Raw genomic sequence first — 26,594 nt, forward strand, 5'->3', positions numbered from 1 at the left:
GGCTCCGTTGATCGGCGAGTCCGGACGGAGGCGTGTCAGGCCGCGGGAGCCGGCCTCGTCTTACGCAAGTTGACCCAGCCGCAGGAGATCCCCGCCCATGGCGCCGCCATCGACGGTGCCGGGACGTGCGGCTTGCGGACGTGGCGGCGGCATGGAATGGCCGATCGCAAACAGGAGCGCGCTTGCCGCCGAAAGCAACGCGAACAACAGGAACATGCCGGCGCCGCCGATCGCGCCAAGCGCCAGGCCGCCGATAAGCGGGCCAAGAAAATTGCCGAGCGAAGACAGCGAATGCGCGCCGAAATAGGTGCCGCGATTGCCGGCATTCGAAATGCCATCGACCAGCACGTATTCGGAGGGCACGACCAGCACCTCGCCGATGGTGAAGAGGATCATCGAGGCGATGAGCATTTCCATCCCGGACGAGGCCGCAAAGCCGATTTCGCCCAGCAGGAACAGCAGGCAACCGAGCGAGAGCGCCGGCAGCGCGCCAATTCGCTCGATAACGAAGCGGGCAGGCGTGCTGGCGATCAGCACGGTCGCGGCGTTGGTCGACACCAGCAGCGCGAAGAGCGTGACGCCATCTTCGAAACCGGTGTTCAGATATTGCGACAACGTCACCGACCACTGACCATGCACGGCCAGGAGCAGGGTGCCGCCGATGACGAAGAAGACCAGGCGGCGGTCGCGCAAGGCGGCGACGAGCCCACGCCAGCCAGCGGTGGCCGGGGAAGCCGTCCCGGTCTCTGCCACCGGCCTGTTGCTTGCGTCGGGAACGCTGAAGAACAGCACGAGACCGAAAGCGGCATGCATCAAACCGGCAATGACGAACAGCGTCGCATAGGCAGCCCCGATCCAGACGCCGATCAGCGGCCCGATGGCCCAGCCGGCGTTGATGGCGAGGTAGCGCCAGGAAAACACCCGCAGGCGTAGATGGGCCGGCGCGGCGTCGCTCATCAAGGCGCGCGACACCGGCTCATAGACGGCGGCGGCGACGGCTGAGACGATGTGCGCCAGCGCGAAGGCAGCGATCGACTGCGCCAGTCCGAGCCCGGCGAGCGCCAATCCGGCCATGCAAAGTGCCGCAGTCAGCATGCCCTTTCGGCCGATGCGGTCCGACAGCGTGCCGGCAAAGGGGCTGACGATGGCACCAAGGAGCGGACCCGCGCCGATCAAGGCGCCGATGCCGGCCGGGCTGAGCCCGAAATCCTTCTGCAGGCGGATCGCGAGGAACGTCAGGCTCATGCCCTTGGCAATCGTCACCACGCCGGAGCCGGCGATGAGGAGCAGTGCAATCAGGCGACCGGCACGTTCGGAATAGGCATTCATCACAGACACTCGCAGGCTTGCGACCGCCGATGTTCGGTGACGAACGCCGGCGGCAGGCAGAGATCTCGTTTGCGCGATTACACCCGTCGCGTGTGCGCGACAAGAGGTTGATTGTGGTGCAATCAGCGGTCGCCGCGCGTGGATGCCGGTACCCACTGCGTTGTTGACCCGCCGGTCCGCCGCGCGAGAGGCAATGATGATCTGTCGGATCGTGGTCGCGGCAGGCTGTCCGGGGATGGCGCGCGTATGCCAGCTCCCGGCACGCTTAGTCGTTCTTCATCCGTTGTTGCCATTGCGCATAGAGCGGCACTACCTCGGCGTCGTCGACAGGATTATGGCGGAAGCGCATGGCCTGCTCGCCCAAGGGCTTTGCCAGTTCGGCATAGATGGCCGCCGTCGAGAGGCCATAGGGCTCGGCGTCGGCATTGGAATGGGCGTAGGCGATCTCGGTAATGCCGGCCATGCGCATGGCCGCAAGGCACATCGGGCAGGGCTGCCCGCTGGCATAGATAGCGACTCCGTCAAGGCGGGGAGAGCCGAGGCGCTGGGCCGCCGCGCGAAGGGCATTCAACTCCGCATGCGATGTCGGATCCCCGGTCTCAAGCATCCGGTTGACGCCTTCGGCGATCACCTCGCCGTTGCGGACGGCAACTGCGCCGAACGGTCGGCCGCCTTTTTCGATGTTGGCGCGGGCAAGGGCGATGGCCTCGCGGAGAAAGCGCTTTTCCTGATCCATATCCCCTCCGGATTTCATTTGGCGCCAGCAGCGACGAGCAGTTTTTCCATGTTGCCATAGCCACGCTGGCGGGCATGGCTGAGCGGGCTCACGCCCTCGCCATCGGCCAGATTGACGTTTGCGCCGGCGTTGATCAGCAGCCGTACGATCTGCGTGTGTTTTTCGCCGCCGGTGCCGAGGATGATCGCTTCGATCAGTGCCGTCCAGCCGAGCCGGTTGACGTGGTCGACATCGACGCCCGCCTCGATCAGCGTCCTGACGGTTTCGACGTGACCGCGTTCGGCGGCCGGGATCAGCGCGGTGCCGCCGTAGCGGTTGGTGCTTTTCAGGTCGGCGCCGTTCTCAAGCGTCAGCTTGAGGATTTCGAGATGGCCGCGCGCGCCGGCATAGAGATAGGGGCTGTCCTGAATATTGTCCTTCGCGTTGACATCCGCGCCGGCTTCGATGAGGGCGCGCGCCGCATCGACGCGGTTTTCGTGCGTTGCAACGAGCAAGGCGGTGGCGCCGCTTGCATCGCGCGCCTCCAGTGTCGCTCCGCGCTTGATCAGATCATTGAGTTCGGCAGCATTGCCAGCTTGCGCCGCGGCAATCATTTCCTTTTCAAGCATGGCAGCTCCGGCAGAGGCGGGAAGGAAGGTCGAGGCGAAGAGAGAAGCCCCGAGCAGCCACCCGGTCGATGGTGATTTCATCGTTGTCATTCCAGTCCTATGGCAGTCGTGTCTTCAGTCGGGCAAACGTCGCCCGGCTGAAGAATTACTGCATATCCCCTGAGACCGGCATCAAATTGCGGTGAAGGCCATCCGTCCCGGCAAGGCGCTTGAGTGGCAACCCCGACGAGAAGTGCGTCTATTCAGAGCATCGATCGGCTGAGGCCGCCGTCGACCGGGAGCGCCACGCCGGTGACGTAGGCTGCCGGCCGCCCCGCCAGAAACGCGGCGGCGGCGCCGAATTCCGCCGGCGTGCCGTAGCGGCCAATCGGAATGTCGGCCTGGCTGCGTGCGGCAACCGTGGCAATGTCGAGCCCTTCGCTCTCGGCGTCCATGCGGTCGAAGCTCAAGGTGCGGTCGGTCGCAAGCCGCCCCGGCAACAGCATGTTGACGGTGACGCCGTCGGCGGCGACTTCGCCGGCCAATGTCTTCAGCCAGCCGGCAACGGCACTTCGAAGCGCGTTGGACGCGGTCAGCCCCGGGATCGGTTCGCGGATACTGGTCGAGGCGACAGCAATGATGCGGCCAAAACCGCGCTCCCGCATCCCGGGCAGGACCCGGCCGGTGATGCGCATGCCGGCGAGCACCATGGTCTCGAACTGCGTCCGCCAGAAGTCCGGCTCGATCGCGGATGCAAGCGATGGCGGCGGTCCGCCGCCATTGAGGACGAGAATGTCGATCGCGCCGAAATCGGCGGAGAGCCGATCGAGCAGCCCGTCGAGGCTCTCCGGCTTGGAGAGATCGAGCGCAAAACCGCGAGCGGTCGGGCTGATCTCGGCTGCGGCCTTTTCGGCGGATCCGGCGTCGCGGCCGGTCAGTGCCACGACAACGCCTTCGGCGGCGAGCGCTTCGGCAATGCCGCGTCCGAGCCCCTTGCTGCCGCCGAGCACCAGCGCCTTCTTGCCTGTGATGCCGAGGTCCATGGCTGTCTTCCTTCCCATGCGATTTGTGTTGTTGCTTTTGGAGCCCGGCAGCAACGCGGCGTCAATGGGGTAGGAGGCGGAGCGAGCAATTCGGATCTGAGAGGGCGAGGACCAGACGTCAAAAAGCCCGGCCGAAAACCGACCGGGCTACGTGCCCCTCGCCCTTGGCCGCCGTCAGCGGCAGACGCGGATGCGCTCGTAATAGACGTTGCCGTAATGATCGTAGCGCCTGACCTTCTTGATGAAGCAGTAGGGCCGGTACTCGTAATAGTCACCGCTGTAATAGCCATCGACATAGCCAATCTGGCCGCTCCAGCCGTGGCCGTAGGTGCCGTTGCTGAAGCCGATGGTCACGCCGCCAGCCTGTGATGGCGCGGCAAAGGAGATGACTGCGGTGATTGCGACGGCGGCTGCGATGATAATCCTGCGCATGATGGTCTCTCCTCCAGAGGTCGGGATGAACTCCCTTCATCCATGAGAGGACGATCGCATGGGCTCAGAATATGCGCAGTTCCGAATGGAACATGGGTTGCTGGAGGCCGGCAGAACGCAACGTGCTGCCGGCCTCCAGCTCTCCGGCGCACCGTCCGGGCGCGGTCAGGCACGAATGCGCGCCATGGCGATGACGTCGGCAAGCACGCCGTTGCGCAGCGCATAGGCCCGATGCGTGCCTTCGTGTTCGAAGCCGGCCTTGCGATAGAGCGCGATTGCCGCCTCGTTGTCGGTAAAGACGGTGAGCTCGATGCGGCTGATGCCGAGCCAGTTGTCGGCGGCATCGATCAGAGCCGTCAGCAGCGCCTTACCGATGCCCTCGCCGCGATGGTTGTCGTCGACGCTGATGCCGAGCATCGCGGAGTGATACCGGCGTCCCTTGTTGCGGTGCAAACCGGCCATACCGACGATCCGGTCGTCGCGCTCGGCGACGATTACCGTGTTGTCCTCCGACAGGCCCTCCAGCCACTTGCGTGTCTGCTCCGGTGTCGAATAGGGCAGTCTCAGCGTGCCGGAGCGGATGCCCGGCTGGCTCATCAGGGCGGCGATCGCTTCCCAGTCGACGATACGCGCCGCTCGAATACTAAGTGTCGGGGAGGGGTGTCCTTCGGTCATTGTTTCCTCTGCCTTCAAGGTTCCGAGGAAACAGGACCACACCCCGCTCGCCTCGGCAGGGTTGGTCGGGGGACAGTCCGCTTAACGCAAATGGTCTCCCGCACACCCCTGGGCGTGCGTGCAAAGCACCATTGCGATCATCGAACGATTGTCCATGCCGCAACGATAACAAGAGGCAGGGGAATTGCAAGCCGGTCGAGCGACCCGCTTGCGGTTGTCGATCAGGTCACCTGATGTCGATCAGGTCACCTGATGTCCATCAGGTCACCTGCCAGGCGATATAGACGAGCGTGGCGGCAATCAACCACAGGGCAATCCGGCCGGACCGCGTGTGGCGCGCCTCGGCCTTCCCGATGGCATGCGCCGTCTCTGCATCGAAACGCAGGCCATTTTCGCTCATGGCCATGATGTCGCTCGAGAACTTTTCCGTGCGCGCGGCGATTTCGGGGGCCGCTTCGGCCAGCCGAAGGGCCGCATGCAGGCCGTCGCGCAGGTCGGTGACGATCCGCTTCGGTCCGAGATTGTCGCGGATCCACTTGCCGACGACGGGTTCGGAAGCCTTCCACATGTTGAAGCGCGGGTTGAGCGTGCGTGCGACGCCCTCGACGACGACCATGGTCTTCTGCAGCATGACCAGTTCCGGCCGTGTCTGCATGTCGAAAAGTTCGGTGACTTCGAAGAGGAGGGTCAGCAGCTTCGCCATCGAGATGGTTTCGGCCGGTTGGCCGTGGATCGGTTCGCCGATGGCGCGGATCGCCTGGGCGAAGCTGGCCGCATCGTGATGCGACGGCACGTAGCCCGCCTCGAAATGCACGTCGGCGACGCGCTGGTAATCGCGAGTGATGAAGCCGAACAGGATTTCGGCAAGGAACCGGCGCTCCTTCTTGCCGAGACGGCCGACGATGCCCATGTCGACGGCGACGATATGGCCTGCGTCGTCGACGAACAGGTTGCCCTGGTGCATGTCGGCATGGAAGAAGCCATCGCGCAGCGTGTGGCGCAGGAACGACTGGATCAGCGTATCGGCGAGCGCGTCGAGGTCGTGGCCTGCCGCCTTAAGCCCTTCGATATCCGACATCTTGACGCCGTCGATCCATTCCATGGTGACGACATCGCGGCCGGTGCGTTCCCAATCGACCTTCGGCACGCGAAAGCCGGAATCCTCCTTGGTGTTCTCGCCGAGTTCGGAAAGCGCTGCCGCTTCCAGCCGAAGATCCATTTCGATCTTGGTCGTCTGCTCCAATGTCTTGGTGACTTCGACCGGCTTCAGGCGCCGCGTATGGGGCAGGAAACGTTCCTGCATATGACTGACGAGATACATCGCCTCGATGTCGGAGGCGAAGCGTTGACGGATGCCGGGACGGATGACCTTGACGGCAACCTTGTGCGGTTGGCCGTCACGCATCACGATGGATGGGTGCACCTGGGCGATCGAAGCCGCTGCCATCGGTTCGGAGAATTCGGCATAGAGGTCCTCGACCTTGCGACCGAGCGATCCCTCGATTGCGGCTTTCGCTTCGCTTTGCGGGAAGGTCGCCATCTGGTCCTGCAGCAGCGACAGGTCGGCTGCAAATTCCGCGCCGACGACATCGGGACGGGTCGCCAGGAACTGGCCGATCTTCACATAAGACGGGCCGAGGCGGGCAACGGCGCGCGACAGCCGGTCGCTGCGCTCCTCGCCGGGCACCTTGCGACGGGCAAGAAGTCCGGCTGCCTTCTGGGCGAAACGGGCAAAGGGCGGCAGATGTTCTGCCGGGACCGCCGAGACGACACCTTCGCGCACGAGAACCCAGCCGATCCGCGCGAGGCGGACATATGCTCCTGCAGTGCTCATAAGATCAGATTTTCCAGCCGGAATGCAGCGCTGCGATGCCGCCGGTGTAGTTGGTGAAGGAGACACGGGAGAAGCCGGCCTCCTTGATCATGGCGGCAAAATCGCGCTGGTTCGGGAACTTGCGGATCGATTCCACCAGATACTGATAGGGCGCCTCGTCGCCGGTGATCAGCTTGCCGAACTTCGGGATCGCGTTGAACGACCAGGCATCGTAGATCCGGTCGAGAAGCGGCATCTCCACTTCGGAAAATTCGAGCACAAGCAGCCGCCCGCCACGCTTCAGCACCCGATAGGCTTCCTTGAGCGCGACATCGATGCGAGGCACGTTGCGGATGCCGAAGGCGATCGTGTAGGCGTCGAAGGAATTCGCCTCGAACGGCAGTTCCTCGGCATTGGCCTCGACGAAATCGAGATTGGCCGAAAGCTTCTTCTTCTCCGCCCGCTCGGCACCGACGGCAAGCATCGAGCCGTTGATGTCGAGGACCGTCGAATGCGCCTTGCGGTCGGAGGCTTCGATGATGCGGAAGGCGATGTCGCCGGTGCCGCCGGCAACGTCGAGCGTGCGATAGCCCTCGCGGCGCGGCGGGTTGAGCGCGGCAATCATCGCATCCTTCCAGGCGCGGTGCAGCCCGGCCGACATCACGTCGTTCATGATGTCGTAGCGCTTGGCGACCTTATGGAAGACGTCATTGACGAGCGGCTGCTTTTCGCCCGTACCGACGTTGCGGAAACCGAAGGAGGTTTCCATGCCGCCATTGGCCGATACCCGCTGATCCGTCATACGAAAAACTCCACCTGAACCAATTTTGCCGGCACCATAGCGAAATCGCCCGGCCCGCGCTATCTCGGGGGCGGGGCCATGGCTGCGGCATAGCGCACCCCTATAGGATAAGTGGACCGCCAAGGAAATGCCAACCGCCGGGCTTATGGTGGTTAAGAAAAAAGGAGACGACGGATGCCGGAACTGCCGGAGGTCGAAACGGTGAAACGAGGCCTGGCGCCGACCATGGAAGGCGCGCTCCTCGTCAATGCGGAACTGCGCCGGCCGGATCTGCGGTTTCCTTTTCCCGTCGATTTTTCCTCGATTGTCGGCGGCCAGCGCATCGTCTCGCTGTCGCGCCGGGCAAAGTACCTGATGATCGATCTGGAAGCCGGCGACGTCATCATCGCCCATCTCGGCATGTCAGGCTCGTTCCGGATTGAGCAAGGGGCGCTGCCGGAAACACCGGGCGAATTTCACCACCCGCGTGGAAAGGACGAGAAACACGATCACGTGATCTTCCATCTGGAAGGTTCAGCCGGCCCGGCCCGCGTCATCTACAATGACCCGCGCCGTTTCGGCTTCATGGATCTGGCCCGCCGCGAGACGGTCTCGGCCCATGCCTTCCTTCGCGGGCTCGGCGAGGAGCCGACCGGCAACGCGCTCGACGCCGCCTATCTCGCCGGGCGTTTTGCCGGCAAGGCACAGCCCCTGAAGGCGGCCCTGCTCGACCAGAAGAACATTGCCGGCCTCGGCAACATCTATGTGTGCGAGGCGCTCTGGCGGTCTGGCCTGTCGCCGCTGAAGCCGGCCGGCGCGCTCGTCGACGGACAAGGCAAGGCCGGCTCGGCACTGCAGGACCTGACCGTTGCGATCCGCGAGGTCATTGCCGATGCCATCGCGGCGGGCGGTTCCTCGCTCAAGGATCACATTCAGGCCGACGGATCGCTCGGCTATTTCCAACATTCCTTTTCGGTCTACGACCGGGAAGGGGAGGCTTGCCGCACGCCCGGTTGCGGCGGTACGGTCGCCCGCATCGTGCAGGCGGGACGCTCGACGTTCCATTGCCCGCGCTGCCAGAAATGAACAGGAGGGGTCCTGCCGGACCCTGCCGCTGACACGAATTCGGAGGAGACGAGAATGAGTTACGAGACGCTGCTGGTCGAGACGCGCGGACGCGTGGGCCTGGTCACGCTCAATCGCCCGCAGGCACTGAATGCACTGAACTCGACCGTGATGCGCGAGCTCGCCGCGGTGCTGAAGGCATTCGATGCCGACAAGGAGATCGGCGCCGTCGTCCTCACCGGTTCCGAAAAGGCCTTTGCCGCCGGCGCCGACATCAAGGAGATGCAGACGCTCGATTTCGTCGACAGCTATCTTGGCGATTTCATCGGCGGCTGGGACCAGGTGGCCGCCGCCCGCAAGCCGGTCATTGCTGCCGTCTCCGGCTATGCGCTTGGCGGCGGGTGCGAGCTGGCGATGATGTGCGACATCATCATTGCCTCCGAGACCGCAAAATTCGGTCAGCCGGAAATCACGCTGGGCGTCATCCCCGGCATGGGCGGATCGCAGCGCCTCACCCGGGCCGTCGGCAAGGCCAAGGCCATGGATCTGGTCCTGACCGGACGGATGATGGACGCGACCGAGGCGGAACGCGCAGGACTCGTTTCGCGTGTGGTGGCACCGGAAAAATTGATGGAGGAAGCGCTGGCTGCTGCCGAGAAGATCGCGTCGTTCTCGCTCCCGGCGGTGATGATGGCCAAGGAGGCCGTCAATCGCTCGCTGGAGGTCACGCTGGCCGAAGGCCTGCGGTTTGAACGCCGGCTTTTCCATTCGCTGTTTGCGACGCAAGACCAGAAGGAAGGCATGGCCGCCTTTGCCGCCAAGCGCAAGGCGGAGTTCAAACACAGGTAGATCAGGGGCCGACGCGCAGTTTTCTCCAAATTGCGCGTTGACGGGGCGGCTGTTTCTCGTTATATGCCGCCCTCAGTTTGGAACGCCAAATCTGGGCTTTCCGATAATGCTCCCGAATTGCTTTGATGACAGGTCGCAGTGACCCGGCACGGCGAGGGCGGAGTTCATGTCAGTTTTCGAAGAGAGGCATCAATGGCCAATACAACTTCGGCGAAAAAGGCGACCCGCAAGATCGCACGCCGCACTGCAGTGAACAAAGCCCGTCGTTCGCGCGTCCGTAACTTCGTCCGCAAGGTCGAAGAAGCGATCGCAACCGGCGATCAGGCCGTCGCAGCCGCCGCTCTGAAGGCCGCTCAGCCCGAGCTGATGCGTGCTGCCACCAAGGGTGTGCTGCATTCCAACACCGCTTCGCGTAAGGTTTCGCGCCTTGCACAGCGCGTGAAGGCGCTTTCGGCCTAATCCGGCTAATAAAAATCTGTTAATTGAGAGCCCGGCCCTTGCGCCGGGCTTTCTCGATTCATACATCTGTCACAGCGATGGTTAACCTGCGCAGTGTTTCTCGTGTCAATGTGATGACAGAATTTCTATAGTCATTTCAGATGCTTACGAGAGGTCCTTGGCAAAAGGGTGTCTCTGACTGGGGGTCTTCTGGGCCCATGATGAGTCAAGAGAATTTTTATTTTTTTTCTTTTTCGCCAGCTAATCAAAGAGCTGAAAATCAAAACCCTTGATTCAACAGCGATTCTTCCCGGACTCGGATTGCGGCAAGCAAATGGCGGGATGAGAGTCAACGGGCAGCGCTTAAGGTTGCGTAAAAATCGCGATTGATCTTGCCCATCGATCCTGCCTAAATGCCCTCCACAGGGGACACGGACCATATCTGTAAAGGGAAGTGCGGAGGCCATTTCAACGAGATGGTTTCAGGCTTTCTGTTCCCTGTATCAGGGCGGCTCCACGTCGTTCAATCAGACATGTCGAGGACGAAAAACCGGATGGACCAACCATTCCGGACGAGGACCTTTCGACTTCTGGTTGCCGGTGGCGCCGCGCCTCAAAGTCAGGTGCAAGCGGTGCCTGACGCGAGGCAGAATCCGGCGCTCGACTGTCCGCTTCGTACGAGGGTGCGAGACAGTTGTTGACGAGGAGGAGGATCCGGCACGGTCCAGGGCGGACCGGGGGATTTGTTGACATTGAGGCGCGAGGGGACATCAGCCGGCCGATAAGGTCTGGCAGGTGCGCGTAGCGCGCAACCGGTCGGGAGATGAGGAGCCCGGTTGGATTGCGACTGTGACGTTCGGCGAAGCGGCATGACCTCCATGAGGAAGCTGTGGGTGCCGGACATAAGAGATGGGGCCGGCAGAGATGACGGCGTCTGAACATAATCGGAAGGCGGCAAAATGCAGATGAATTTGGCGACGGCGGCGGGCGCGTTTCAAAAGGACGGCGACGCGTTTCAGGCCGGAAGCAATCTATCTCAGGCGGCGGGGGATAAGCACGACATGAGGCATGACGCACTGTTCGAGCGGGTGAGTGCGCGTTTGAAAGCCCAGGTCGGTCCCGATGTCTTCGCCAGCTGGTTTGGGCGTCTGAAGCTCCATTCGACGTCCAAGAGCGTCGTGCGCCTTTCGGTTCCCACGACATTCCTGAAATCCTGGATCAACAACCGTTATCTCGATCTCATCACCCAGATCTTCCAGCAGGAAGACGGTGAAATCCTGAAGGTGGAGATCTTGGTGCGCACCGCCACCCGTGGCGCTCGCCCGGTTTCGCAGGAAGAAGCGCTGCCGCAGGCGACGGAAACGACCCCGGCAACACCGGCACGCCGTCCGACTTCGGCCCAGTCCGTCGCTTCGGTCGCGGCCGCGACGGTTGCCAGCGTGCAACGGCCGACCCAGGCGCCGCTTTTCGGCTCGCCGCTCGATCAGCGCTACACCTTTGACAGCTTCGTGGAAGGCTCTTCCAACCGCGTTGCGCTTGCAGCCGCCCGCACGATCGCGGAAGCCGGCGCCGGTGCCGTGCGCTTCAACCCGCTGTTCATTCATTCGAGCGTCGGCCTCGGCAAGACCCACCTTCTGCAGGCGATCGCCATCCAGGCACTGCAGAGCGCCCGCGCTCCGCGCGTCGTCTATCTGACAGCCGAATACTTCATGTGGCGCTTTGCCACCGCGATCCGCGACAACGACGCGCTGTCGCTGAAGGAATCGCTGCGCAACATTGATCTTCTTGTCATCGACGACATGCAGTTCCTGCAGGGTAAGTCGATCCAGCACGAATTCTGCCATCTTCTCAACATGCTGCTCGACTCCGCCAAGCAGGTCGTCGTTGCCGCCGACCGCGCCCCTTGGGAGCTGGAATCGCTCGATAGCCGCGTTCGTTCGCGCCTGCAGGGCGGTGTCGCCATCGAGATGGACGGCCCCGACTACGACATGCGCCTCGAAATGCTGAAGCGCCGTCTCGACTGCGCCCGCCAGGACGATACCTCGCTGGATATTCCCGGCGACATCCTGAGCCATGTTGCCCGTAACGTCACGGCCAGCGGTCGCGAGCTGGAAGGCGCCTTCAACCAGTTGCTTTTCCGCCGCTCGTTCGAGCCGCAGCTGTCGATCGAACGGGTCGATGAACTGCTCGGGCATCTCGTCAACGCCGGCGAGCCGCGCCGCGTCCGCATCGAAGACATCCAGCGCGTCGTTGCCAAGCACTACAATGTTTCGCGCCAGGAGCTGGTTTCGAACCGCCGCACCCGCGTCATCGTCAAGCCGCGCCAGATCGCCATGTATCTGTCGAAGACGCTGACACCGCGCTCCTTCCCGGAAATCGGTCGTCGCTTCGGTGGTCGCGATCACACCACCGTTCTGCATGCCGTGCGCAAGATCGAAGAGCTGATCTCCGGTGACACCAAGCTCAGCCACGAGATCGAGCTTCTGAAGCGCCTGATCAACGAATAGGCGTTAGACGCGCTTTCGAATTGAGACAAAAGCCCGGGAAACCGGGCTTTTGCAGTTTCAGGCGCCCCGCGCCTGCTCGACGATCCACGCGCGGAACGCGGCGACCGCCGGCCGATCGAGCGCCGATGGCGGGTAGACCAGGTGATAGGCGAGGTCTGTTGCAATCCCGATCGGAAAGGGTGCGACCAGCACGCCCTCGGCAAGCTCGCGCGAGACCAGCGACAGTCGCACGAGAGCGACGCCATCGCCGGCTCTCGCCGCTTCGATGGCGCCGTTGCTGTTGACGAACACCGGGCCACGCGTCGTCTCGACGCCTTCGGCGCCGACCGCCTCAAGCCACAGCTGCCAATCCAGCCTCTGGACATCATGCAGCAGCACATGGGCCGACAGGTCTGTTGGCGTGGCGAGCGGCCGCTTGCGGGCGAGCGCCGCATTGACCACCGGCACCAACTCGTCGTCGATCAGCCGCTCACTCGCCAGGCCCTCGTAGCGACCGAAGCCATGACGGATGGCGATATCGACGCCATCGGATACGAAGTCGGTCAGCCGGTTTGACGCGCTGATGCGTACATCGATGCCGTTGAGAAGTTGCTCGAAATCGCAGATGCGCGGCACCAGCCATTGGGCGGCAAATGTTGGCGTGCAGCTCACCGTCAGCACCGGCATACGATTTCGTGCCGTCAGTTCCTCGGTCGCCTCCCGCATCATCCGGAAAGCGCGGCGCAGTGTCGAAAAATACGTACTGCCATCCTCGGTCAGGGCCAGTTGTCGCGGTCGCCGCTCAAACAGCGTCACGCCCAGCGCCTGTTCCAGCTCGCGCACCTGAAGGCTGACGGCGCCGGGCGTGACGCTAAGCTCGCGCGCGGCCAGAGTGACGCTCAGATGCCGGGCGGCGGCTTCGAAGGCCCTGAGGGCCGCGAGGGGTGGAAGTGAGGTCATGATGATTTAGCCAAACTCAATCATATAGAGAGGAATGCTCGTTTGAATAAATCATAACATACTGACAATATTCATGTAAATTCCATGATCAATGACGGGATCATGGAGGCGCGAGTGAGAAAATAAATCATGGAAGGGATGCGAAGATGTCTGGACCGGCGAATGCAAAGGTGATGGGACCCGGTGAATGGGCCATGCTGATCGCCCTGTCCCTCTTGTGGGGCGGCTCGTTTTTCTTCGTCGGCGTCGCCGTCAAGGCGCTGCCGCCGTTTACCATAGTTGCGCTGCGGGTCGTCCTTGCGGCGGCGGCGCTCCTCATCTTCCTGCGCTTCACGGGTCGCAGGATGCCGGGCGACCCGCGCATCTGGCTTGCCTTCTTCGGCATGGGCCTGCTCAACAATCTGATCCCGTTTTCGCTGATCGTCTGGGGACAGACCCATATCGCCAGCGGCCTTGCTTCGATCCTCAACGCCACCACGCCGCTCTTCGGCGTCGTCGTCGCCCATCTGCTGACCGACGACGAAAAACTGACTGCCAACAAGCTCACCGGCGTGCTCGTCGGTTTTCTCGGTGTGGCCGTGATGATCGGCCCGGCAGCGCTCGGTGGCCTTGGCTCCAACGTGCTGGCACAATTCGCCGTGCTGGGCGCTGCGCTTTCCTATGCCTTTGCCGGCGTTTTTGCCCGCCGTTTCAAGCACATGGGTGTGGCCCCCATCGTCACCGCGACCGGGCAGGTCAGTGCGTCGAGCCTCATGCTGGTGCCGATCGCGCTGCTCGTCGATCGTCCCTGGGCGTTGACCGCGCCGGGCCTTGAGGTGTGGGGTGCAATCGTCGGCATCGCCCTGATCTCGACGGCGCTTGCCTATGTGCTGTTTTTCCGCATCCTCGAAACGGCTGGTGTGACCAACCTGATGCTGGTGACGTTCCTGATCCCGGTCAGCGCCATTCTGCTCGGTGCCCTGTTTCTGGGCGAGAGCCTTGAGCCCAAGCACTTTTTCGGCATGGCGTTAATCGCAGCCGGCCTTGCCGCCATCGATGGCCGTCTGTTGCGGCGTTTCCGCCGCAAGACACCGGTCGACCCTGATCTCGCCTGCGGTGAAAATATCTGAAATCGACTGCTTTTGCTGATGGTCGCGGCGGTGCGCAGGCACGCGCCGCGATCTTCGTGTCTGAACCCGCGGTTGCGGGTATTTTTTTTGTCGACGCTGTCGACTATCTCTTCTTCAGATCGTCCTTGTATCAGGAGCAGGAGAGTTCCAATGCTTTACGCCGTGTTTTGCTACAACCAGGAAGACGTGACCGCCAACTGGTCGAAGGAAGAGGACGACAAGGTCATGCGCGACCTTGCCGCCGTCCAGCGCAAGTATGGCGATGCCGGCAAGCTCGGGCCGGTGGCCCGCTTGCTGCCGACCACGGCAGCAACAACCCTGCGTCATAGCCCCAGCGAAACCGTCGTGATCGACGGTCCGTTCGCCGAAACGAAGGAGCAGCTGCTCGGCTTCTATGTGGTCGATTGCGCGTCGCTCGACGAAGCGCTCGACTTCGCCCGCGAACTGAGTGCTGCCAATCCTGCAACCGGCTCCTATGAAATTCGTCCCCTTGCCATCTACAAGCCAAGTGAGCTTCCCGCATGACAGACACGACCTGGATCGACCTCGCACTTGTTTCCGCTCGGCCGCAGGCAATGGGCGCGCTTCTGCGCTATTTTCGCAATCTCGATACGGCCGAGGAAGCATTTCAGGAGGCCTGTATCCGGGCATTGAAGGCGTGGCCGAAAAGCGGCCCGCCGCGCGATCCGGCCGCCTGGCTGATCTTCGTCGGACGCAATAGCGGCATCGACAAGGTCCGTCGTCAGTCGCGCGAGACCGCGCTGCCACCGGAGGAATTGCTGTCGGATCTCGAAGATCAGGAGAGCGATCTGGCCGACCGGCTGGACGGCTCGCACTATCGCGACGATATCCTCAAGCTCCTGTTTGTCTGCAGCAATCCGGTTCTGCCGGCAACGCAGCAGATCGCGCTGGCGCTGCGCATCGTCTCCGGCCTTACGGTCAAGCAGATTGCCCGCGCCTTCCTCGTTGGCGAGGCGGCGATGGAGCAGCGCATCACCCGGGCAAAGGCCCGCGTCGCTGCCGCCGGCATCGAATTCGAAACGCCTGATGCGGCCGATCGCTCGGAGCGGCTGGCGGCCGTCGCAACGATGATCTACCTAGTCTTCAACGAGGGCTATTCGGCGATGAACGGGCCGGACAGCGTCTCGGCCGATCTTTGCGAGGAAGCGATCCGGCTCGCGCGGCTGCTGTTGCGGCTGTTCCCCTCCGAGCCTGAAATGATGGGGCTGACGGCGCTGCTCCTCCTGCAGCATTCACGCTCGCGTGCGCGCTTCGATGCTGATGGCGGCATCATCCTGCTCGACGATCAGGATCGCAGCCTCTGGAAGAAGCCGCTGATCACCGAGGCGCTGGCGATGATCGACAAGGCTGTGCGCCATCGCCAGCCCGGTCCCTACCAGATTCAGGCGGCGATCGCCGCCCTGCACGCGCGGGCGACGCGCCCTGAGGAAACCGACTGGGAAGAGATCGACCTGCTCTACCAGGCGCTGGAACGGTTGCAGCCGTCACCGGTGATCACGCTCAACCGCGCGGTTGCGGTGTCGAAGCGGGATGGGCCGGAGGCAGCCCTCGCATTGATCGAGCCACTTGGCGAAAAACTCGCAAGCTATTTCTACTTCCATGGGTTGAAGGGGGCGCTGCTGAAACAGGCAGGCCGGGTCCGCGAGGCGCGCGTCGCCTTCGACCGTGCGATCGCCCTTGCCACCAACGCCGCAGAAGCCTCCCACATCCGCATGCAACTCGATCATCTGTGCAAGGATGAGTGCGACAAAGACCTCGCAAAAGAAAAAAGATAAAAATCCTGTCGGCAGTTGTCGGAACCGTCGCTGCAACTTCGTCCTTGGAATGAACCCGCTGACGGAGTTGCTAAAATGACCATTGTCACTGAAATCAAAGCCGCCGACGACCGCGAACTGGTCATCACCCGCCTGATCGATGCGCCGCGTGAACTCGTCTACCGCTGCTGGACCGATGCCGAACTCATGAAGAAGTGGTTCGCACCGTCACCCTGGACGACGCCGGAGGCAAAACTCGACGTGCGCGCCGGCGGCGCCAACCGCATCGTCATGCGCTCGCCCGAGGGCGAGGACTATCCCAACCTCGGGGTCTATCTCGAAGTGGTGCCGAACGAAAAACTGGTCTTCACCGACGCCTTCACCGGCGCGTGGGCACCCTCCGACAAACCGTTCATGGTGGTGACCATCACCTTCGAGGATGTCGGCGCCCAGACCCGCTACACGGCGCGTGTCCGCCATTGGTCCGTCGAGGATCGCGATGCGCACGAAAAGATGGGCTTTCACCAGGGCTGGGGCCAATGCGCCACCCAGCTCGAAAGGGCAGCCAGGCAACTTTGAAATCCGCCGCGTGAAGCTGCGGCCCTCACGCCATCAGCATAGGGAAAGGAGACCCACCATGTCCGTGATCGACAACAAGAGTGCTGCCGTCGCCGAAATCCGTGCGGTGATCGACGATTGGGCGGATGCCCTGCGCGTGAAAGATGCCAAACGCGTTATCGCGCATGGCACGCCCGACTGCGTGCTCTTTTCGCTGGCGCCGCCGCTGAAGACCATCGATGCCGGCGAGGCCGGGCTTCAGCAGTGGTTTGCCTCCTGGCGTGGGCCGTTGGGCTATCGTTTCGAGGATCTCGATATCTCGGCCGGCAGCGACGTCGCTTTCGTCTCGATGCTGACCGAGCTCTCTGGCGAGAAGATCGATGCGGGCAAGATATCGGTCTGGTTTCGCCAGACCCTCGGTTTGAAGCGCCTGGCTGCCGGCTGGAAGATCGCCCATCAGCACGAGTCCGTGCCGTTCTACATGGATGGCAGCCTCAAGGCGGCCGTCGATCTCAACCCGGCCTCGTCAGTCGACTGGCAAGCGCCGGCATCGCCGCCGATGCCGGGCCCGATCGCCTATCTCTGCGTCGAGGATGCGGCCGCGACCGCCGATTTCTACACACGCGCCTTTGCCGCGACCGATGGCGGACGCATGCTCGCCGAAGACGGCAAGCGGCTCGTGCACTGCCACCTGACGATCAACAACGGTGCCTTGATGCTCAACGACCCGTTCCCGGAACATGGCATGCCCTATGCCGAGCCGCAGGGTGTCGTGCTGCATCTGGTGGTCGAGGACGCGCAATTCTGGTGGGACCGGGCAGTGGCCGCCGGCGCCGAGGTAACGATGCCGCTTGCCGTCGCCTTCTGGGGCGATCTCTACGGCCAGCTGCGCGATCCCTTCGGCATCCGCTGGGGTATCGTCGGGCCGGTGAAGAAGACAGACTGAAAACGATTTGTGATAACGGGAAATGAGGAGTCCTCCCCGAATGAACACTGCGCTTGTGATGCCGGCTCGGGCCGGAAAAATGGTAATTCTCGGCCGCGTGCTGAGCGGTCTGGTGATTGCATTCCTTGCATTCGACGGTGCGATCAAGCTCGTGCCGCTGGATGTAGTGACCGAGACTTTGTCGGTCCTCGGTTATCCCGCTGACGTTGGTCTTGCCCGGCTGCTCGGCGTGCTCACGCTCCTGTGCGCTCTGCTCTATGCGACCCCGAGGACATCGGTGCTTGGCGCCATCCTGCTCACTGGTTATCTCGGTGGCGCCATGGCGACACATCTGCGTGCCGACAGCCCTCTCTTCACCCACCTGCTGTTCGGCTTCTATCTCGGCGTCATCGCCTGGGCCGGTCTGTGGCTGAGAGATCGTCGGGTGCGCGCGCTGATCCCGTTCAAGACCGAGACGCAGGCTTAAGGGGGAATCGACGATGAGCAAAACGGTCAACGACTACATCGCCGGCCTTTCCGGTACGTCCGCGGACGTGGCCAAGGCGCTGCACGGCGCCATCCTCGCCGCCGGCGGCACGAAGGAAAGCGTGAAATGGGGGCATCCGATCTATGAGGCCGGTGGCCCGGTCTGCCTGATCAAGGCGGCCAAGGACTACGTAACGCTAGGCTTCTGGCGCGGTGCCGACATGCTTGACCTCGATCCGCGTCTGGCCAAGGGCGGCGGCAAGGGCGACATGGCCTTTATCAAGGTGAAGGCGCTGGGCGAGGTCGACCAGGCTCAGGTGGCGCGGCTCGTGGCCAAGGGCATCGCGCTTAATGCCGAGAAGGGCGATCCGTTCAAATCCTGAGGGACGAAACAAACTTGCGAAAGGCGCTCTGAAACAGAGCGCCTTTCTCTTGGTGGATGCAATACATCTTCGCGGGACCGCCAATTTCCCAACGCTCGCGAGGCATCATGATCCTCTACTACCAGACCCATTCCCCCTTCGCCCGCAAGGCGCTCGTCTTCGCCCACGAGGTCGGCATTGCCGAGCAATTGCAGGTGATCCATCACGAGACGAGCCCGACGCTGCGCAACGAGCAGGTCCATGCGGAAAACCCGCTCGGCAAGGTGCCGGTTCTCCTACGCCCCAATGAGGAGGCGATCTTCGATTCCGACATCATCTGCGCCTATTTCGATACGCTGCATGATGGCCACAGGCTGATCCCCGAAGTCGGCGAGCCACGCTGGCGCGCCTTGAGACTGCAGGCCGTCGCGCAAGGCCTGGCGCAGGCAGGCATCGGGTTGCGCTGGGAAACGGATCGGCGCCCGGAAGGTCTGCGCTACCCGGCCTTGGCCGACGGCTACACCGAAAAGGTCGAACAGACCTATGACTGGCTGGAGCAGACGCTCGATGTCGACGCGCCTCTCGATATCGGCCACATCGCGCTCGCGACCACCTTGTCCTGGATGGCCTTCCGCCACCTGCCATCGTTCCGTGACCGCAAAAGGCTGGCCGATTGGTTCGATGGCTTCGAAGAAAGACCATCGATGCGGGCGACGCCGCTTTCCGGCGAGACGCACGATTAATTGTAACCCGTTGGACCGTTGCAGGCCGGGCGCCCGCGCGCCTGCAAGACTTCAGCAGGCAAGGTCGGCGACGACGGCGTCGAGGATCAGCATGCCGGAGGGGGTGCATCTCAGCCGCGAATTGCCGAGCCGCTCGATGAAGCCATGATCGATGAGGAACTGTTCGCGGTCCGGATCGGGATCGCGGCCGGACAGTGACTGCCAGCGGGCGAGATCGACGCCTTCCTTGAGCCGCAGCCCCATCAGCAGCAATTCGTCCGACTGTGCCTCAAGATCGAGGACTTCGCGCTCGACCATGCCGTGGCCATAGGTTTCGACCAGCCGCAGCCATTCCTCCGGCTTGCGTTCCGTGGCCGTTGCCACCTTCGCGCCGCCGACGCTGAGGCGGCCATGGGCACCGGGGCCGATGCCGGCATAATCGCCATAGCGCCAGTAGGTCAGGTTGTGCCGGCTTTCGGCACCGGGACGAGCGTGGTTGGAGACCTCGTAAGCCGGCATGCCGATCGACGCGGTGATATCCTGCGTCGCCTCGTACAGAACCGCCGATTGCTCGCCGTCCGGAACGATCAGCTTGCCGGCCTTGTGCAGGCCGTAGAAGGGTGTGCCCTCTTCGATCGTCAGCTGATAGAGCGACAGATGGTCGACCGCGTAGGAGACGGCCTCCTTGAGCTCGCGCTCCCATTCCTCGACGGTCTGGTTGGGGCGGGCATAGATCAGGTCGAAGGACATGCGCGGGAAGATCTCGCGCGCCAGCCGGATCGCCTTCAGCGCGTCCTCGACATTGTGCAGCCGCCCGAGAAACTTGAGGTCCCGGTCGTTCAGGGCCTGGACGCCGAGCGAAACGCGGTTGACGCCGGCGGCGCGGTAGCCGTGGAAGCGCGTCGCCTCGACGCTCGAAGGGTTGGCCTCCATGGTGATCTCGATACCATCGGGCACATGCCATTCGCGCGCGATGCCCGAAAGGATCGCATCGACCGTGGCAGGATCCATCAGCGACGGCGTGCCACCGCCCATAAAGATGCTGGTGACGGTGCGCGGACCTGAAAGCTCGCGCGCCTCCGCCATCTCCTTGAGGAAGGCGGCGACGAAGCGCGGCTGGTCGATCGGCTGGTGGCGCACATGGCTGTTGAAGTCGCAATAGGGGCATTTGGCCGCGCAGAACGGCCAGTGCACATAGATCCCGAAGCCGGGATCCATGCCGTCACCGATCGCCGATAGCGTGGCCGTGTGCATTGTCGCGTCTCTCATGCGGTCGATCTCGATGACGTTGGGTCGATCGACCTGGGATCATCGACAAGTTTGGTTCTCATAAACTGGAGCCGGGGCGGCAGCGGAAACCCGCATACACGTTTCCGCGTCACGCTCCAAGGCAGGTTTCTGCGAAGATCTTGAACGCGCGGGCACGGTGCGACAAGGCCTGCGCGTCACCCGGCTTCCACCCGTGTTTCTCGTCAGCGCTCATCTCGCCGAATGTGGTGTCGTAACCCTTCGGCTGGAAGACCGGGTCGTAGCCAAAGCCCTGGTCGCCGCGCGGCGGCCACACGACGTGGCCCTCGACCTCGCCGCGGAACAGTTCGACATGGCCGTCCGGCCAGGCAAGGCAGAGCACCGAGACGAAACGGGCGGTGCGTTTGTCGTGCGCGCTGGCACCCTTGTCCTGGAGAGCGTCCTCGACCTTCTGCATCGCCATGGCGAAATCGCGGCTACCGTCTTCGCGCTCGGCCCAGTTGGCGGTGTAGACGCCGGGCGCACCGTCAAGCGCGTCGATCGCCAGGCCAGAATCGTCCGAAAGCGCCGGCAGGCCCGAGGCCTTGGCCGAGGCAAGCGCCTTGATCGTCGCGTTTTCTTCGAAAGTGGTACCGGTTTCATCGGGTTCGACGAAGTTGAGGTCGGCGGCAGACTTGGCCTCGAAGCCGAGCGGGCCGATCAGGTCTCGGATTTCGCGGATCTTGCCGGCGTTGTGGCTGGCGACGATGAGCGTCTTGTCATCCAGTGTGCGCATGATGTGTCTTCTCTTAAAAGATGCGGGCGCAGGGGCCACGTTTCATTCGATGGACCAGAGGCCCGGTTCCGCGCATTCGAGGCTGTTGCCGGCCGGATCGCGAAAATAGAAGGACCGCGCACCGTTCGGCCAGGCAACATCGGCCTCGATCGCGACGCCCGCCGTTTCCAGCCTGGACTTCCATGCGTCGAGCGCCTCTCGTGCGACGCGGAAGCACATATGGCCCTGGCCGGTGGTCCCGTGCGGCGGCACCTGCAGGGCGGCATCCGGCGAGGGCGGCTTGATCGTCTCCGTCGGATTGAAAACCAGCAGAACGCCCGGGCCGCAACGGAAGAACACATGCCGATTGCCGGCGCGCGTGATCTTTTGCAGCCCGAGCACACCGCCGTAGAAGGCCTCGGCGCCATCGAGGTCCGGCGCGTAGAGCGCTGTCTCGAGAATGCCTTCCAGCGCCGGGGCCATCGTTTCCGTCCCTTTTGTCAGCCTGATATCGCCTGCTTCTGCAGCGCGACCAGTTCGGCAATGCCGGTCTTTGCAAGTCCGAGCAGGCCTGCGAATTCCTCTTCCGAGAAGGGCTTGCCCTCGGCCGTTCCCTGGATTTCGACGATGCCGCCGGTTCCGGTCATCACGAAATTCGCGTCGGTCTCGGCAGCGGAGTCTTCGAGATAGTCGAGGTCGATGATCGACTGGTTGGCGAAGATACCACAGGAAATGGCGGCGACGTGGTCCTTCAGGACCTTCTCCACCTTCACCATGTTGCGGGCTTCCATCCATTTCAGGCAGTCGTGCAGAGCCACCCAGGCGCCGGTGATCGAGGCCGTGCGCGTGCCGCCATCAGCCTGGATGACGTCGCAGTCGATCGAGATCTGGCGTTCGCCGAGCGCCGGCAGATCGACGACGGCGCGTAGCGACCGGCCAATCAGGCGCTGGATCTCCTGGGTGCGACCGCTCTGTTTGCCGCTCGAGGCTTCACGGCGCATGCGCTCGCCGGTGGCGCGCGGCAGCATGCCGTACTCGGCCGTCACCCAGCCCTTGCCGCCATTGCGCAGCCAGGCCGGAACCTTTTCCTCAAGGCTGGCAGTGCACAAGACGTGCGTGTCGCCGAACCGCACCAGACAGGAGCCTTCCGCGTGCTTGGAGAAATTGCGCTCGAACGAAACCTTGCGCATTTGGTCGATTTTTCTGCCGGATGGCCGCATCATCAAACTCCTATCGTATCTGGTGAGCCTTCTAGAGCATGGCAGAGGTAAAGGGAACCGGTGGATACTAGGCGACCGGGGCGATTTTTCCCTTTTGCTATCGGCCGCGGGGATCACTATATTTCCGGCGGCAGGATTGGCCTGCGAACATGGAGCGACATGGTACTGCGCAATCCCGGAGTGACCGATATCGCGGCGGCGCTGGACGAGCGTTCCGGTGAAATCTTCCGTCGCATCGTCGAAACCTATTTGAACAACGGCGAACCGCTCGGCTCCCGCAACCTTTCGCGGTTGCTGCCGATGTCGCTGTCGCCGGCTTCCGTGCGCAATGTGATGAGCGATCTCGAAGATCTCGGGCTCATCTATTCGCCGCATGTCAGCGCCGGTCGCCTGCCGACGCAGACGGGCCTGCGCTTCTTCGTCGATGCCTTCATGCAAGTCGGCAATCTCTCGGCCGAGGATCGTGCCTCGATCGACCGCCACGTGCGGCGCAGCGACCATACCCAGCCGGTCGATACGCTGCTGGCAGAGGCGAGCCAGATGTTGTCCGGCATGTCACGCGGCGCCGGCCTCGTCATCACCGCCAAGAACGATCCCGTTCTCAAACATGTCGAGTTCATCCGGTTGGCGCCGACCAAGGCGCTCGCCGTGCTCGTCGGCGAGCACGACCAGGTCGAAAACCGCATCATCGAGCTTCCTGCCGGCGTGACGAGCTCACAGCTGACGGAGGCCGCGAATTTCCTCAACGCCCATCTCGCCGGCCAGACGATCGGCGAGGTGCGCTCGCAGCTTGAAACGGTCAAGCAGACCGTGCGCAGCGAATTGGATGCGCTGTCGCAGGATCTGGTCGAGCGCGGGCTGGCGATCTGGTCAGGCAGCGAGGGCGATGAAAAGCCGGCACGGCTGATCGTGCGCGGCCGGGCGAACCTGCTCGAGGGTCTGGAGGGAACCGAGGATATCGACCGCCTGCGCATGCTGTTCGACGACCTGGAAAAGAAGGACAGCCTGATCGAATTGCTCGATCTCGCCGAAAGCGGGCCGGGAGTGAGGATCTTCATCGGTTCGGAGAACAAGTTGTTTTCATTGTCCGGTTCTTCGCTGATCGTTGCGCCCTATCGCGACAGTGAGGATCGGATCGTCGGCGCCGTCGGCGTCATCGGTCCGACGCGGCTCAACTATTCGCGCATCGTGCCGATGGTCGACTATACCGCGCAGCTGATGTCGCGGCTTTCGCGCTGAACGAGCGCTTTTGGCCGCAGACAGCATTGAACCCTTGATTTTTCGGCCCTAAACCTCGATATCGGCATCAAATCCAGTCACTGGGCATTTTCTCGCCATGCGGCCATCGTTGCGCGCGGGTGTGAAAATGCGAAAGACACGACAGACGATACACCGGAGAACGTCATGACCGACGAAACAAACAAGCACGGACACGAAGCTGCCGCCAACGCCGAGGCAGACAACGCTACGCCCGAGGTTGTGGAAGCAGCGCCGGTTGCCGAACCCGATCCGCTGGAACTTGCCAGGGCCGAGAACAACGACCTGCGCGACAAGTATCTGCGGCTCGCCGCCGAGATGGACAACCTGCGTCGCCGCACAGAGCGCGACGTCAAGGATGCCAAGTCCTATTCGGTCGCAGGCTTTGCCCGCGACATGCTGGCCGTCTCCGACAATCTGCGCCGGGCGCTCGATGCCATCCCGGCGGAAGCCAAGGAAGCCGGCGAAACCGGCCTCAACGCTCTGATCGAAGGCGTCGAGATGACCGAGCGCGCCATGCTGTCGGCGCTCGAGCGCCACGGCGTGAAGAAGCTGGAGCCGGAAGGCCAGAAGTTCGATCCGAACTTCCACCAGGCCATGTTCGAAATCCCGAACGCCGATGTGCCGAACAACACGGTGCTGCAGGTCGTCCAGGCCGGCTACACCATCGGCGACCGCGTCCTGCGTCCGGCCATGGTCGGCGTGTCCAAGGGTGGCCCGAAGGCCGCCGCGACAGAGGGCGACAGCCCGGCGGCCTGAGCTGCAGTCTGATATGTTTCAACGCCGCGCGTCCCTTAGGACGCGCGGCGTTTTCGTTTTTGGCAGTCCCGGCGGTGCAGGCCGGTATCAGCCAAACAGCTGCTGCAGGTGGTCGTTGAGGAAGCGCCCCTCCGGGTCGATTTTTGCCCGCAAGGCTCGGAAGTCGCCGGCGCGCGGATAGAGCGCTGTCACGTCGTCGGCGCCGAGGAAATGCAGCTTGCCCCAATGCGGTCGCGATCCGTACTGGCGCAGGATCGTGTCGACATCCTTCAAGTACTCCCAGTAATCCGTGCCCGGTTCGCCCGAGACCGATAGCGTGATCGAATCCTGCTCGTAGAACGGGCTGATCCAGCCGGTGTCGCCGGCCGTGAAGCGATACTCGATCGGGTAGATGCAGGTCGGATGCTTTTCCAGCATCAGCTTGCGCACGGCTTTGACGGCATCCTTGCCGTGGGCGACGGGCACCGCATATTCCAGCTCGTGGAAATTCGGAACGTATTCGATCGGATAGATCTCCGAGGAATAGGCGATCTTCTCGAAGCCCTCCTCCATCGGCGGCCGGTCGGTGATGTCGATCACCTTCATCTCGCAGACATCAGAGGTCTTGTCCGTCGTCGACACCGACGCGGTATCGGGCAGGCAATAGCAATGCCGGCTTTCAGGCACCGGGCACCAGAAGAAGCCGAAGTGCCGGTGCCTGGCGGCGAGTTCGTCGTGCTGCTCGATCATCTCGTCGAAGGTGCAGCGCCAGAGCTTTTCATGCAGGTTGTAGCTGTCCATCGCCTGCAGCGTGATCTCGGAGATGACGCCGAGCATGCCGATCGAAACACGCGCCGCCTCCAGGAGGTCGGGCGTGGTCTCGTCCACGACGAGAACGCTGCCATCCGGCTGCACGAGCCGCATGCCGACGATCTGCGAGGCCATGTTGCCGAGCGTGGCCCCGGTGCCATGGGTGCCGGTGGTGAGCGCGCCCGCCAAGGCTTGGCTGTCGATGTCACCCTGGTTGATGAGCGAGAGACCGTTCGACTTCAGCACCTTGCCGAGCTGGTTGATGGTCGTGCCGGCCTTGACGGCGACACGTTTGCGCGCCTGGTCGATATTGACGACGCCCTGCATGTTCGAGAGCGTCAGATGCAGCCCGCTGGTCAATGCCACCGGCGTAAAGGAATGACCGGAGCCGGCGCAGCGGACGTTGAGCCCCTGCGACGTTGCCTCGCGGACCATCTCGGCGAGCGCCGCCTCGCTCTCCGGCGCGCCGCGCTGGCGCACGATGCATGATTGATTTCCGACCCAGTTGCGCCAGTGGCCACCTGATTGAAGCATGTCTTTTCCTCCCCTCAGACCGCTGTGAAGCAATTGTCGACGAACAGATGCGTGCCGTTGACGAAGCTCGCCTCGTCGCTGGCAAGAAACAGTGCGGCGTTCGCCACTTCCTTCGGGTCGCACATGCGGCCCTGCTGGGCGGCGATCGCTGCCTCCGACACGTCGACGCCGTATTTGCTGAGACCGACCAGTTCGCGCTTGCCGTGATCGGTGGCGATGAAGCCGGGGCAGACCGCGTTGCAGCGGATGCCGCGGTCGCGGAATTCGACGGCGATGGCGCGGGCAAACATGTGGCAGGCGCCTTTGGTCGTATCGTAGAGAACCTCCATCGGCGTTGCGGCAACCGCCGAGATCGACGAGGTGCACACGATGCTGCCGCCGCCTGCGGCGAGCATGCCCGGCAGCACCGCCTTGGTCATCAGGAACATGCTGCGCACGTTGACGGCCATCAGCCGGTCCCACTCGTCCTCTTCCGTTTCGAGGAAGGGGCCGACTGCCAGGATGCCGGCGTGATTGAAGAGAACGGTGATCGCGCCGAAGGCCGCCTCGACCGCCTTGACGGCGGAACTGACCTCTGCCGAGACCGAGACATCCGCCGGCGCAAAGATCGCCTCGCCGCCGTTCGCACGGATGGCGGCGGCCACCTCTTCGCCTTTGCTGCGCGGCAGGTCGACGATGCCGACCTTCGCACCTTCACGGGCGAAGAGTTCGGAGGCGGCAAGCCCGCAGCCTCCGGCCCCACCACTGATCAACGCCACTTTTCCAGAAAGCCGGCCTGCCATCGCATCCCCCTTGCGCTCAAGCGCCACACGGTCTGATGCGGCGATCTCGGTCCTCATGGGATGGATTATTGTTGACGAAGCAGGGGCTGTCGATATCCCATGGGGGATACGCGGGCAGGG

At 63.1% G+C, this 26,594-nt stretch carries 29 protein-coding genes; 14 read left to right on the top strand and 15 right to left on the bottom strand.

The annotated features are described in order from the left end of the window. Positions 1-60: 60 nt before the first annotated feature. From AC1Q80_RS01515 to ubiE, 8 genes are all read right to left on the bottom strand, one after another. Complete coding sequence (locus AC1Q80_RS01515; RefSeq protein WP_492359457.1) at positions 61-1,329, bottom strand: MFS transporter; 1,269 nt, start codon at positions 1,327-1,329, stop codon at positions 61-63. A 265-nt stretch (positions 1,330-1,594) separates the two neighbouring features. Further along, positions 1,595-2,065, bottom strand: coding sequence for a nucleoside deaminase (locus AC1Q80_RS01520; RefSeq protein ID WP_492359458.1), 471 nt, complete (start codon positions 2,063-2,065; stop codon positions 1,595-1,597). 14 nt (positions 2,066-2,079) lie between these two features. Next, positions 2,080-2,673, bottom strand: coding sequence for an ankyrin repeat domain-containing protein (locus AC1Q80_RS01525; RefSeq protein WP_492359843.1), 594 nt, complete (start codon positions 2,671-2,673; stop codon positions 2,080-2,082). Positions 2,674-2,915: 242 nt separating this feature from the next. Continuing rightward, positions 2,916-3,695 (bottom strand): SDR family oxidoreductase, encoded by a 780-nt coding sequence (locus tag AC1Q80_RS01530; RefSeq protein ID WP_492359459.1) that lies wholly within the window; start codon positions 3,693-3,695, stop codon positions 2,916-2,918. A gap of 174 nt (positions 3,696-3,869) precedes the next feature. Further along, positions 3,870-4,127: a hypothetical protein gene (locus tag AC1Q80_RS01535; protein WP_492359460.1), complete on the bottom strand. Its 258-nt coding sequence runs from the start codon at positions 4,125-4,127 to the stop codon at positions 3,870-3,872. Positions 4,128-4,292: 165 nt separating this feature from the next. Beyond that, positions 4,293-4,802, bottom strand: a complete 510-nt coding sequence (locus AC1Q80_RS01540) for a GNAT family N-acetyltransferase (protein ID WP_492359461.1) — start codon at positions 4,800-4,802, stop codon at positions 4,293-4,295. Positions 4,803-5,061: 259 nt separating this feature from the next. Next, positions 5,062-6,636, bottom strand: coding sequence for a 2-polyprenylphenol 6-hydroxylase (gene ubiB, locus AC1Q80_RS01545; RefSeq protein WP_492359462.1), 1,575 nt, complete (start codon positions 6,634-6,636; stop codon positions 5,062-5,064). A 4-nt stretch (positions 6,637-6,640) separates the two neighbouring features. After that, the gene (gene ubiE / locus AC1Q80_RS01550; RefSeq protein WP_173418785.1) at positions 6,641-7,417 is read right to left on the bottom strand and encodes a bifunctional demethylmenaquinone methyltransferase/2-methoxy-6-polyprenyl-1,4-benzoquinol methylase UbiE; all 777 of its coding nucleotides are present in this window, start codon (positions 7,415-7,417) and stop codon (positions 6,641-6,643) included. Positions 7,418-7,591: 174 nt separating this feature from the next. Here ubiE and mutM point away from each other — a divergent pair, with 174 nt between their 5' ends. The 4 genes from mutM to dnaA all read left to right on the top strand — a co-directional run bounded on the left by mutM (position 7,592) and on the right by dnaA (position 12,255). Further along, positions 7,592-8,482, top strand: coding sequence for a bifunctional DNA-formamidopyrimidine glycosylase/DNA-(apurinic or apyrimidinic site) lyase (mutM, locus tag AC1Q80_RS01555; RefSeq protein WP_173418786.1), 891 nt, complete (start codon positions 7,592-7,594; stop codon positions 8,480-8,482). 54 nt (positions 8,483-8,536) lie between these two features. After that, complete coding sequence (locus AC1Q80_RS01560) at positions 8,537-9,310, top strand: enoyl-CoA hydratase (protein WP_209787925.1); 774 nt, start codon at positions 8,537-8,539, stop codon at positions 9,308-9,310. Positions 9,311-9,502: 192 nt separating this feature from the next. Beyond that, positions 9,503-9,769, top strand: a complete 267-nt coding sequence (gene rpsT, locus AC1Q80_RS01565; RefSeq protein ID WP_053248916.1) for a 30S ribosomal protein S20 — start codon at positions 9,503-9,505, stop codon at positions 9,767-9,769. 938 nt (positions 9,770-10,707) lie between these two features. Then, positions 10,708-12,255, top strand: coding sequence for a chromosomal replication initiator protein DnaA (gene dnaA / locus AC1Q80_RS01570; protein WP_492359463.1), 1,548 nt, complete (start codon positions 10,708-10,710; stop codon positions 12,253-12,255). A gap of 57 nt (positions 12,256-12,312) precedes the next feature. On the opposite strand, the gene gcvA is transcribed toward dnaA, so the two are convergent. Beyond that, positions 12,313-13,197 (bottom strand): transcriptional regulator GcvA, encoded by an 885-nt coding sequence (gene gcvA, locus AC1Q80_RS01575; RefSeq protein WP_173420939.1) that lies wholly within the window; start codon positions 13,195-13,197, stop codon positions 12,313-12,315. A gap of 143 nt (positions 13,198-13,340) precedes the next feature. Here gcvA and AC1Q80_RS01580 point away from each other — a divergent pair, with 143 nt between their 5' ends. The 8 genes from AC1Q80_RS01580 (at position 13,341) to AC1Q80_RS01615 (ending at position 19,152) form a co-directional block, all read left to right on the top strand. Continuing rightward, a complete protein-coding gene (locus tag AC1Q80_RS01580; RefSeq protein WP_492359464.1) occupies positions 13,341-14,303 on the top strand; it encodes a DMT family transporter in 963 nt (320 codons plus the stop codon). Positions 14,304-14,453: 150 nt separating this feature from the next. Next, positions 14,454-14,828 carry a YciI family protein gene (locus AC1Q80_RS01585; protein ID WP_173418789.1) on the top strand — a complete coding sequence of 125 codons (375 nt, stop codon included), beginning with the start codon at positions 14,454-14,456 and terminating at the stop codon, positions 14,826-14,828. Continuing rightward, positions 14,825-16,099, top strand: coding sequence for an RNA polymerase sigma factor (locus AC1Q80_RS01590; RefSeq protein ID WP_492359465.1), 1,275 nt, complete (start codon positions 14,825-14,827; stop codon positions 16,097-16,099). The genes AC1Q80_RS01585 and AC1Q80_RS01590 overlap by 4 nt, the downstream gene beginning before the upstream one ends. A 75-nt stretch (positions 16,100-16,174) precedes the next feature. Next, on the top strand, positions 16,175-16,657 hold the full coding sequence (locus AC1Q80_RS01595; RefSeq protein WP_209787919.1) for an SRPBCC family protein: 483 nt from the start codon (positions 16,175-16,177) through the stop codon (positions 16,655-16,657). Positions 16,658-16,715: 58 nt separating this feature from the next. Beyond that, a complete protein-coding gene (locus AC1Q80_RS01600) occupies positions 16,716-17,582 on the top strand; it encodes a nuclear transport factor 2 family protein (protein WP_209787917.1) in 867 nt (288 codons plus the stop codon). A 40-nt stretch (positions 17,583-17,622) separates the two neighbouring features. Beyond that, complete coding sequence (locus tag AC1Q80_RS01605) at positions 17,623-18,048, top strand: DoxX family protein (RefSeq protein WP_492359466.1); 426 nt, start codon at positions 17,623-17,625, stop codon at positions 18,046-18,048. Between the two features lie 13 nt (positions 18,049-18,061). Then, complete coding sequence (locus AC1Q80_RS01610; RefSeq protein ID WP_173418793.1) at positions 18,062-18,430, top strand: DUF1801 domain-containing protein; 369 nt, start codon at positions 18,062-18,064, stop codon at positions 18,428-18,430. A gap of 107 nt (positions 18,431-18,537) precedes the next feature. After that, positions 18,538-19,152 (top strand): glutathione S-transferase family protein, encoded by a 615-nt coding sequence (locus AC1Q80_RS01615; RefSeq protein WP_492359467.1) that lies wholly within the window; start codon positions 18,538-18,540, stop codon positions 19,150-19,152. A gap of 51 nt (positions 19,153-19,203) precedes the next feature. Here AC1Q80_RS01615 and hemW read toward each other — a convergent pair whose 3' ends face one another. From hemW to rph, 4 genes are all read right to left on the bottom strand, one after another. Continuing rightward, positions 19,204-20,385 (bottom strand): radical SAM family heme chaperone HemW, encoded by a 1,182-nt coding sequence (hemW, locus tag AC1Q80_RS01620; protein WP_209788540.1) that lies wholly within the window; start codon positions 20,383-20,385, stop codon positions 19,204-19,206. A gap of 124 nt (positions 20,386-20,509) precedes the next feature. Then, positions 20,510-21,154 carry an RdgB/HAM1 family non-canonical purine NTP pyrophosphatase gene (rdgB, locus tag AC1Q80_RS01625; RefSeq protein WP_173418795.1) on the bottom strand — a complete coding sequence of 215 codons (645 nt, stop codon included), beginning with the start codon at positions 21,152-21,154 and terminating at the stop codon, positions 20,510-20,512. Positions 21,155-21,196: 42 nt separating this feature from the next. Continuing rightward, on the bottom strand, positions 21,197-21,616 hold the full coding sequence (locus AC1Q80_RS01630) for a VOC family protein (protein ID WP_209787907.1): 420 nt from the start codon (positions 21,614-21,616) through the stop codon (positions 21,197-21,199). Between the two features lie 17 nt (positions 21,617-21,633). Further along, entirely contained in the window at positions 21,634-22,353 is a 720-nt protein-coding gene (gene rph / locus AC1Q80_RS01635; protein WP_173418797.1) for a ribonuclease PH, read from the bottom strand. 159 nt (positions 22,354-22,512) lie between these two features. Between rph and hrcA the strand changes: the two genes are divergently transcribed. Further along, positions 22,513-23,592 (top strand): heat-inducible transcriptional repressor HrcA, encoded by a 1,080-nt coding sequence (gene hrcA, locus AC1Q80_RS01640; RefSeq protein ID WP_173418798.1) that lies wholly within the window; start codon positions 22,513-22,515, stop codon positions 23,590-23,592. Between the two features lie 165 nt (positions 23,593-23,757). Next, positions 23,758-24,369: a nucleotide exchange factor GrpE gene (gene grpE, locus AC1Q80_RS01645; protein ID WP_492359468.1), complete on the top strand. Its 612-nt coding sequence runs from the start codon at positions 23,758-23,760 to the stop codon at positions 24,367-24,369. Positions 24,370-24,456: 87 nt separating this feature from the next. On the opposite strand, the gene AC1Q80_RS01650 is transcribed toward grpE, so the two are convergent. Then, complete coding sequence (locus AC1Q80_RS01650) at positions 24,457-25,692, bottom strand: D-arabinono-1,4-lactone oxidase (protein ID WP_492359469.1); 1,236 nt, start codon at positions 25,690-25,692, stop codon at positions 24,457-24,459. 14 nt (positions 25,693-25,706) lie between these two features. Then, complete coding sequence (locus tag AC1Q80_RS01655; RefSeq protein ID WP_115421080.1) at positions 25,707-26,474, bottom strand: SDR family NAD(P)-dependent oxidoreductase; 768 nt, start codon at positions 26,472-26,474, stop codon at positions 25,707-25,709. Positions 26,475-26,594 lie beyond the last annotated feature (120 nt).

This window comes from Ensifer sp. GW823-FHT05D09 (assembly GCF_058795755.1).

Bases quoted from the DNA above. Each gene is read 5' to 3' on its own strand.
- AC1Q80_RS01515 (WP_492359457.1), bottom strand. From the start codon at position 1,329: ATGAATGCCTATTCCGAACGTGCCGGTCGCCTGATTGCACTGCTCCTC.
- AC1Q80_RS01520 (WP_492359458.1), bottom strand. From the start codon at position 2,065: ATGGATCAGGAAAAGCGCTTTCTCCGCGAGGCCATCGCCCTTGCCCGC.
- AC1Q80_RS01525 (WP_492359843.1), bottom strand. From the start codon at position 2,673: ATGCTTGAAAAGGAAATGATTGCCGCGGCGCAAGCTGGCAATGCTGCC.
- AC1Q80_RS01530 (WP_492359459.1), bottom strand. From the start codon at position 3,695: ATGGACCTCGGCATCACAGGCAAGAAGGCGCTGGTGCTCGGCGGCAGC.
- AC1Q80_RS01535 (WP_492359460.1), bottom strand. From the start codon at position 4,127: ATGCGCAGGATTATCATCGCAGCCGCCGTCGCAATCACCGCAGTCATC.
- AC1Q80_RS01540 (WP_492359461.1), bottom strand. From the start codon at position 4,802: ATGACCGAAGGACACCCCTCCCCGACACTTAGTATTCGAGCGGCGCGT.
- ubiB (WP_492359462.1), bottom strand. From the start codon at position 6,636: ATGAGCACTGCAGGAGCATATGTCCGCCTCGCGCGGATCGGCTGGGTT.
- ubiE (WP_173418785.1), bottom strand. From the start codon at position 7,417: ATGACGGATCAGCGGGTATCGGCCAATGGCGGCATGGAAACCTCCTTC.
- mutM (WP_173418786.1), top strand. From the start codon at position 7,592: ATGCCGGAACTGCCGGAGGTCGAAACGGTGAAACGAGGCCTGGCGCCG.
- AC1Q80_RS01560 (WP_209787925.1), top strand. From the start codon at position 8,537: ATGAGTTACGAGACGCTGCTGGTCGAGACGCGCGGACGCGTGGGCCTG.
- rpsT (WP_053248916.1), top strand. From the start codon at position 9,503: ATGGCCAATACAACTTCGGCGAAAAAGGCGACCCGCAAGATCGCACGC.
- dnaA (WP_492359463.1), top strand. From the start codon at position 10,708: ATGCAGATGAATTTGGCGACGGCGGCGGGCGCGTTTCAAAAGGACGGC.
- AC1Q80_RS01580 (WP_492359464.1), top strand. From the start codon at position 13,341: ATGTCTGGACCGGCGAATGCAAAGGTGATGGGACCCGGTGAATGGGCC.
- AC1Q80_RS01585 (WP_173418789.1), top strand. From the start codon at position 14,454: ATGCTTTACGCCGTGTTTTGCTACAACCAGGAAGACGTGACCGCCAAC.
- AC1Q80_RS01590 (WP_492359465.1), top strand. From the start codon at position 14,825: ATGACAGACACGACCTGGATCGACCTCGCACTTGTTTCCGCTCGGCCG.
- AC1Q80_RS01595 (WP_209787919.1), top strand. From the start codon at position 16,175: ATGACCATTGTCACTGAAATCAAAGCCGCCGACGACCGCGAACTGGTC.
- AC1Q80_RS01600 (WP_209787917.1), top strand. From the start codon at position 16,716: ATGTCCGTGATCGACAACAAGAGTGCTGCCGTCGCCGAAATCCGTGCG.
- AC1Q80_RS01605 (WP_492359466.1), top strand. From the start codon at position 17,623: ATGAACACTGCGCTTGTGATGCCGGCTCGGGCCGGAAAAATGGTAATT.
- AC1Q80_RS01610 (WP_173418793.1), top strand. From the start codon at position 18,062: ATGAGCAAAACGGTCAACGACTACATCGCCGGCCTTTCCGGTACGTCC.
- AC1Q80_RS01615 (WP_492359467.1), top strand. From the start codon at position 18,538: ATGATCCTCTACTACCAGACCCATTCCCCCTTCGCCCGCAAGGCGCTC.
- hemW (WP_209788540.1), bottom strand. From the start codon at position 20,385: ATGCACACGGCCACGCTATCGGCGATCGGTGACGGCATGGATCCCGGC.
- rdgB (WP_173418795.1), bottom strand. From the start codon at position 21,154: ATGCGCACACTGGATGACAAGACGCTCATCGTCGCCAGCCACAACGCC.
- AC1Q80_RS01630 (WP_209787907.1), bottom strand. From the start codon at position 21,616: ATGGCCCCGGCGCTGGAAGGCATTCTCGAGACAGCGCTCTACGCGCCG.
- rph (WP_173418797.1), bottom strand. From the start codon at position 22,353: ATGCGGCCATCCGGCAGAAAAATCGACCAAATGCGCAAGGTTTCGTTC.
- hrcA (WP_173418798.1), top strand. From the start codon at position 22,513: ATGGTACTGCGCAATCCCGGAGTGACCGATATCGCGGCGGCGCTGGAC.
- grpE (WP_492359468.1), top strand. From the start codon at position 23,758: ATGACCGACGAAACAAACAAGCACGGACACGAAGCTGCCGCCAACGCC.
- AC1Q80_RS01650 (WP_492359469.1), bottom strand. From the start codon at position 25,692: ATGCTTCAATCAGGTGGCCACTGGCGCAACTGGGTCGGAAATCAATCA.
- AC1Q80_RS01655 (WP_115421080.1), bottom strand. From the start codon at position 26,474: ATGGCAGGCCGGCTTTCTGGAAAAGTGGCGTTGATCAGTGGTGGGGCC.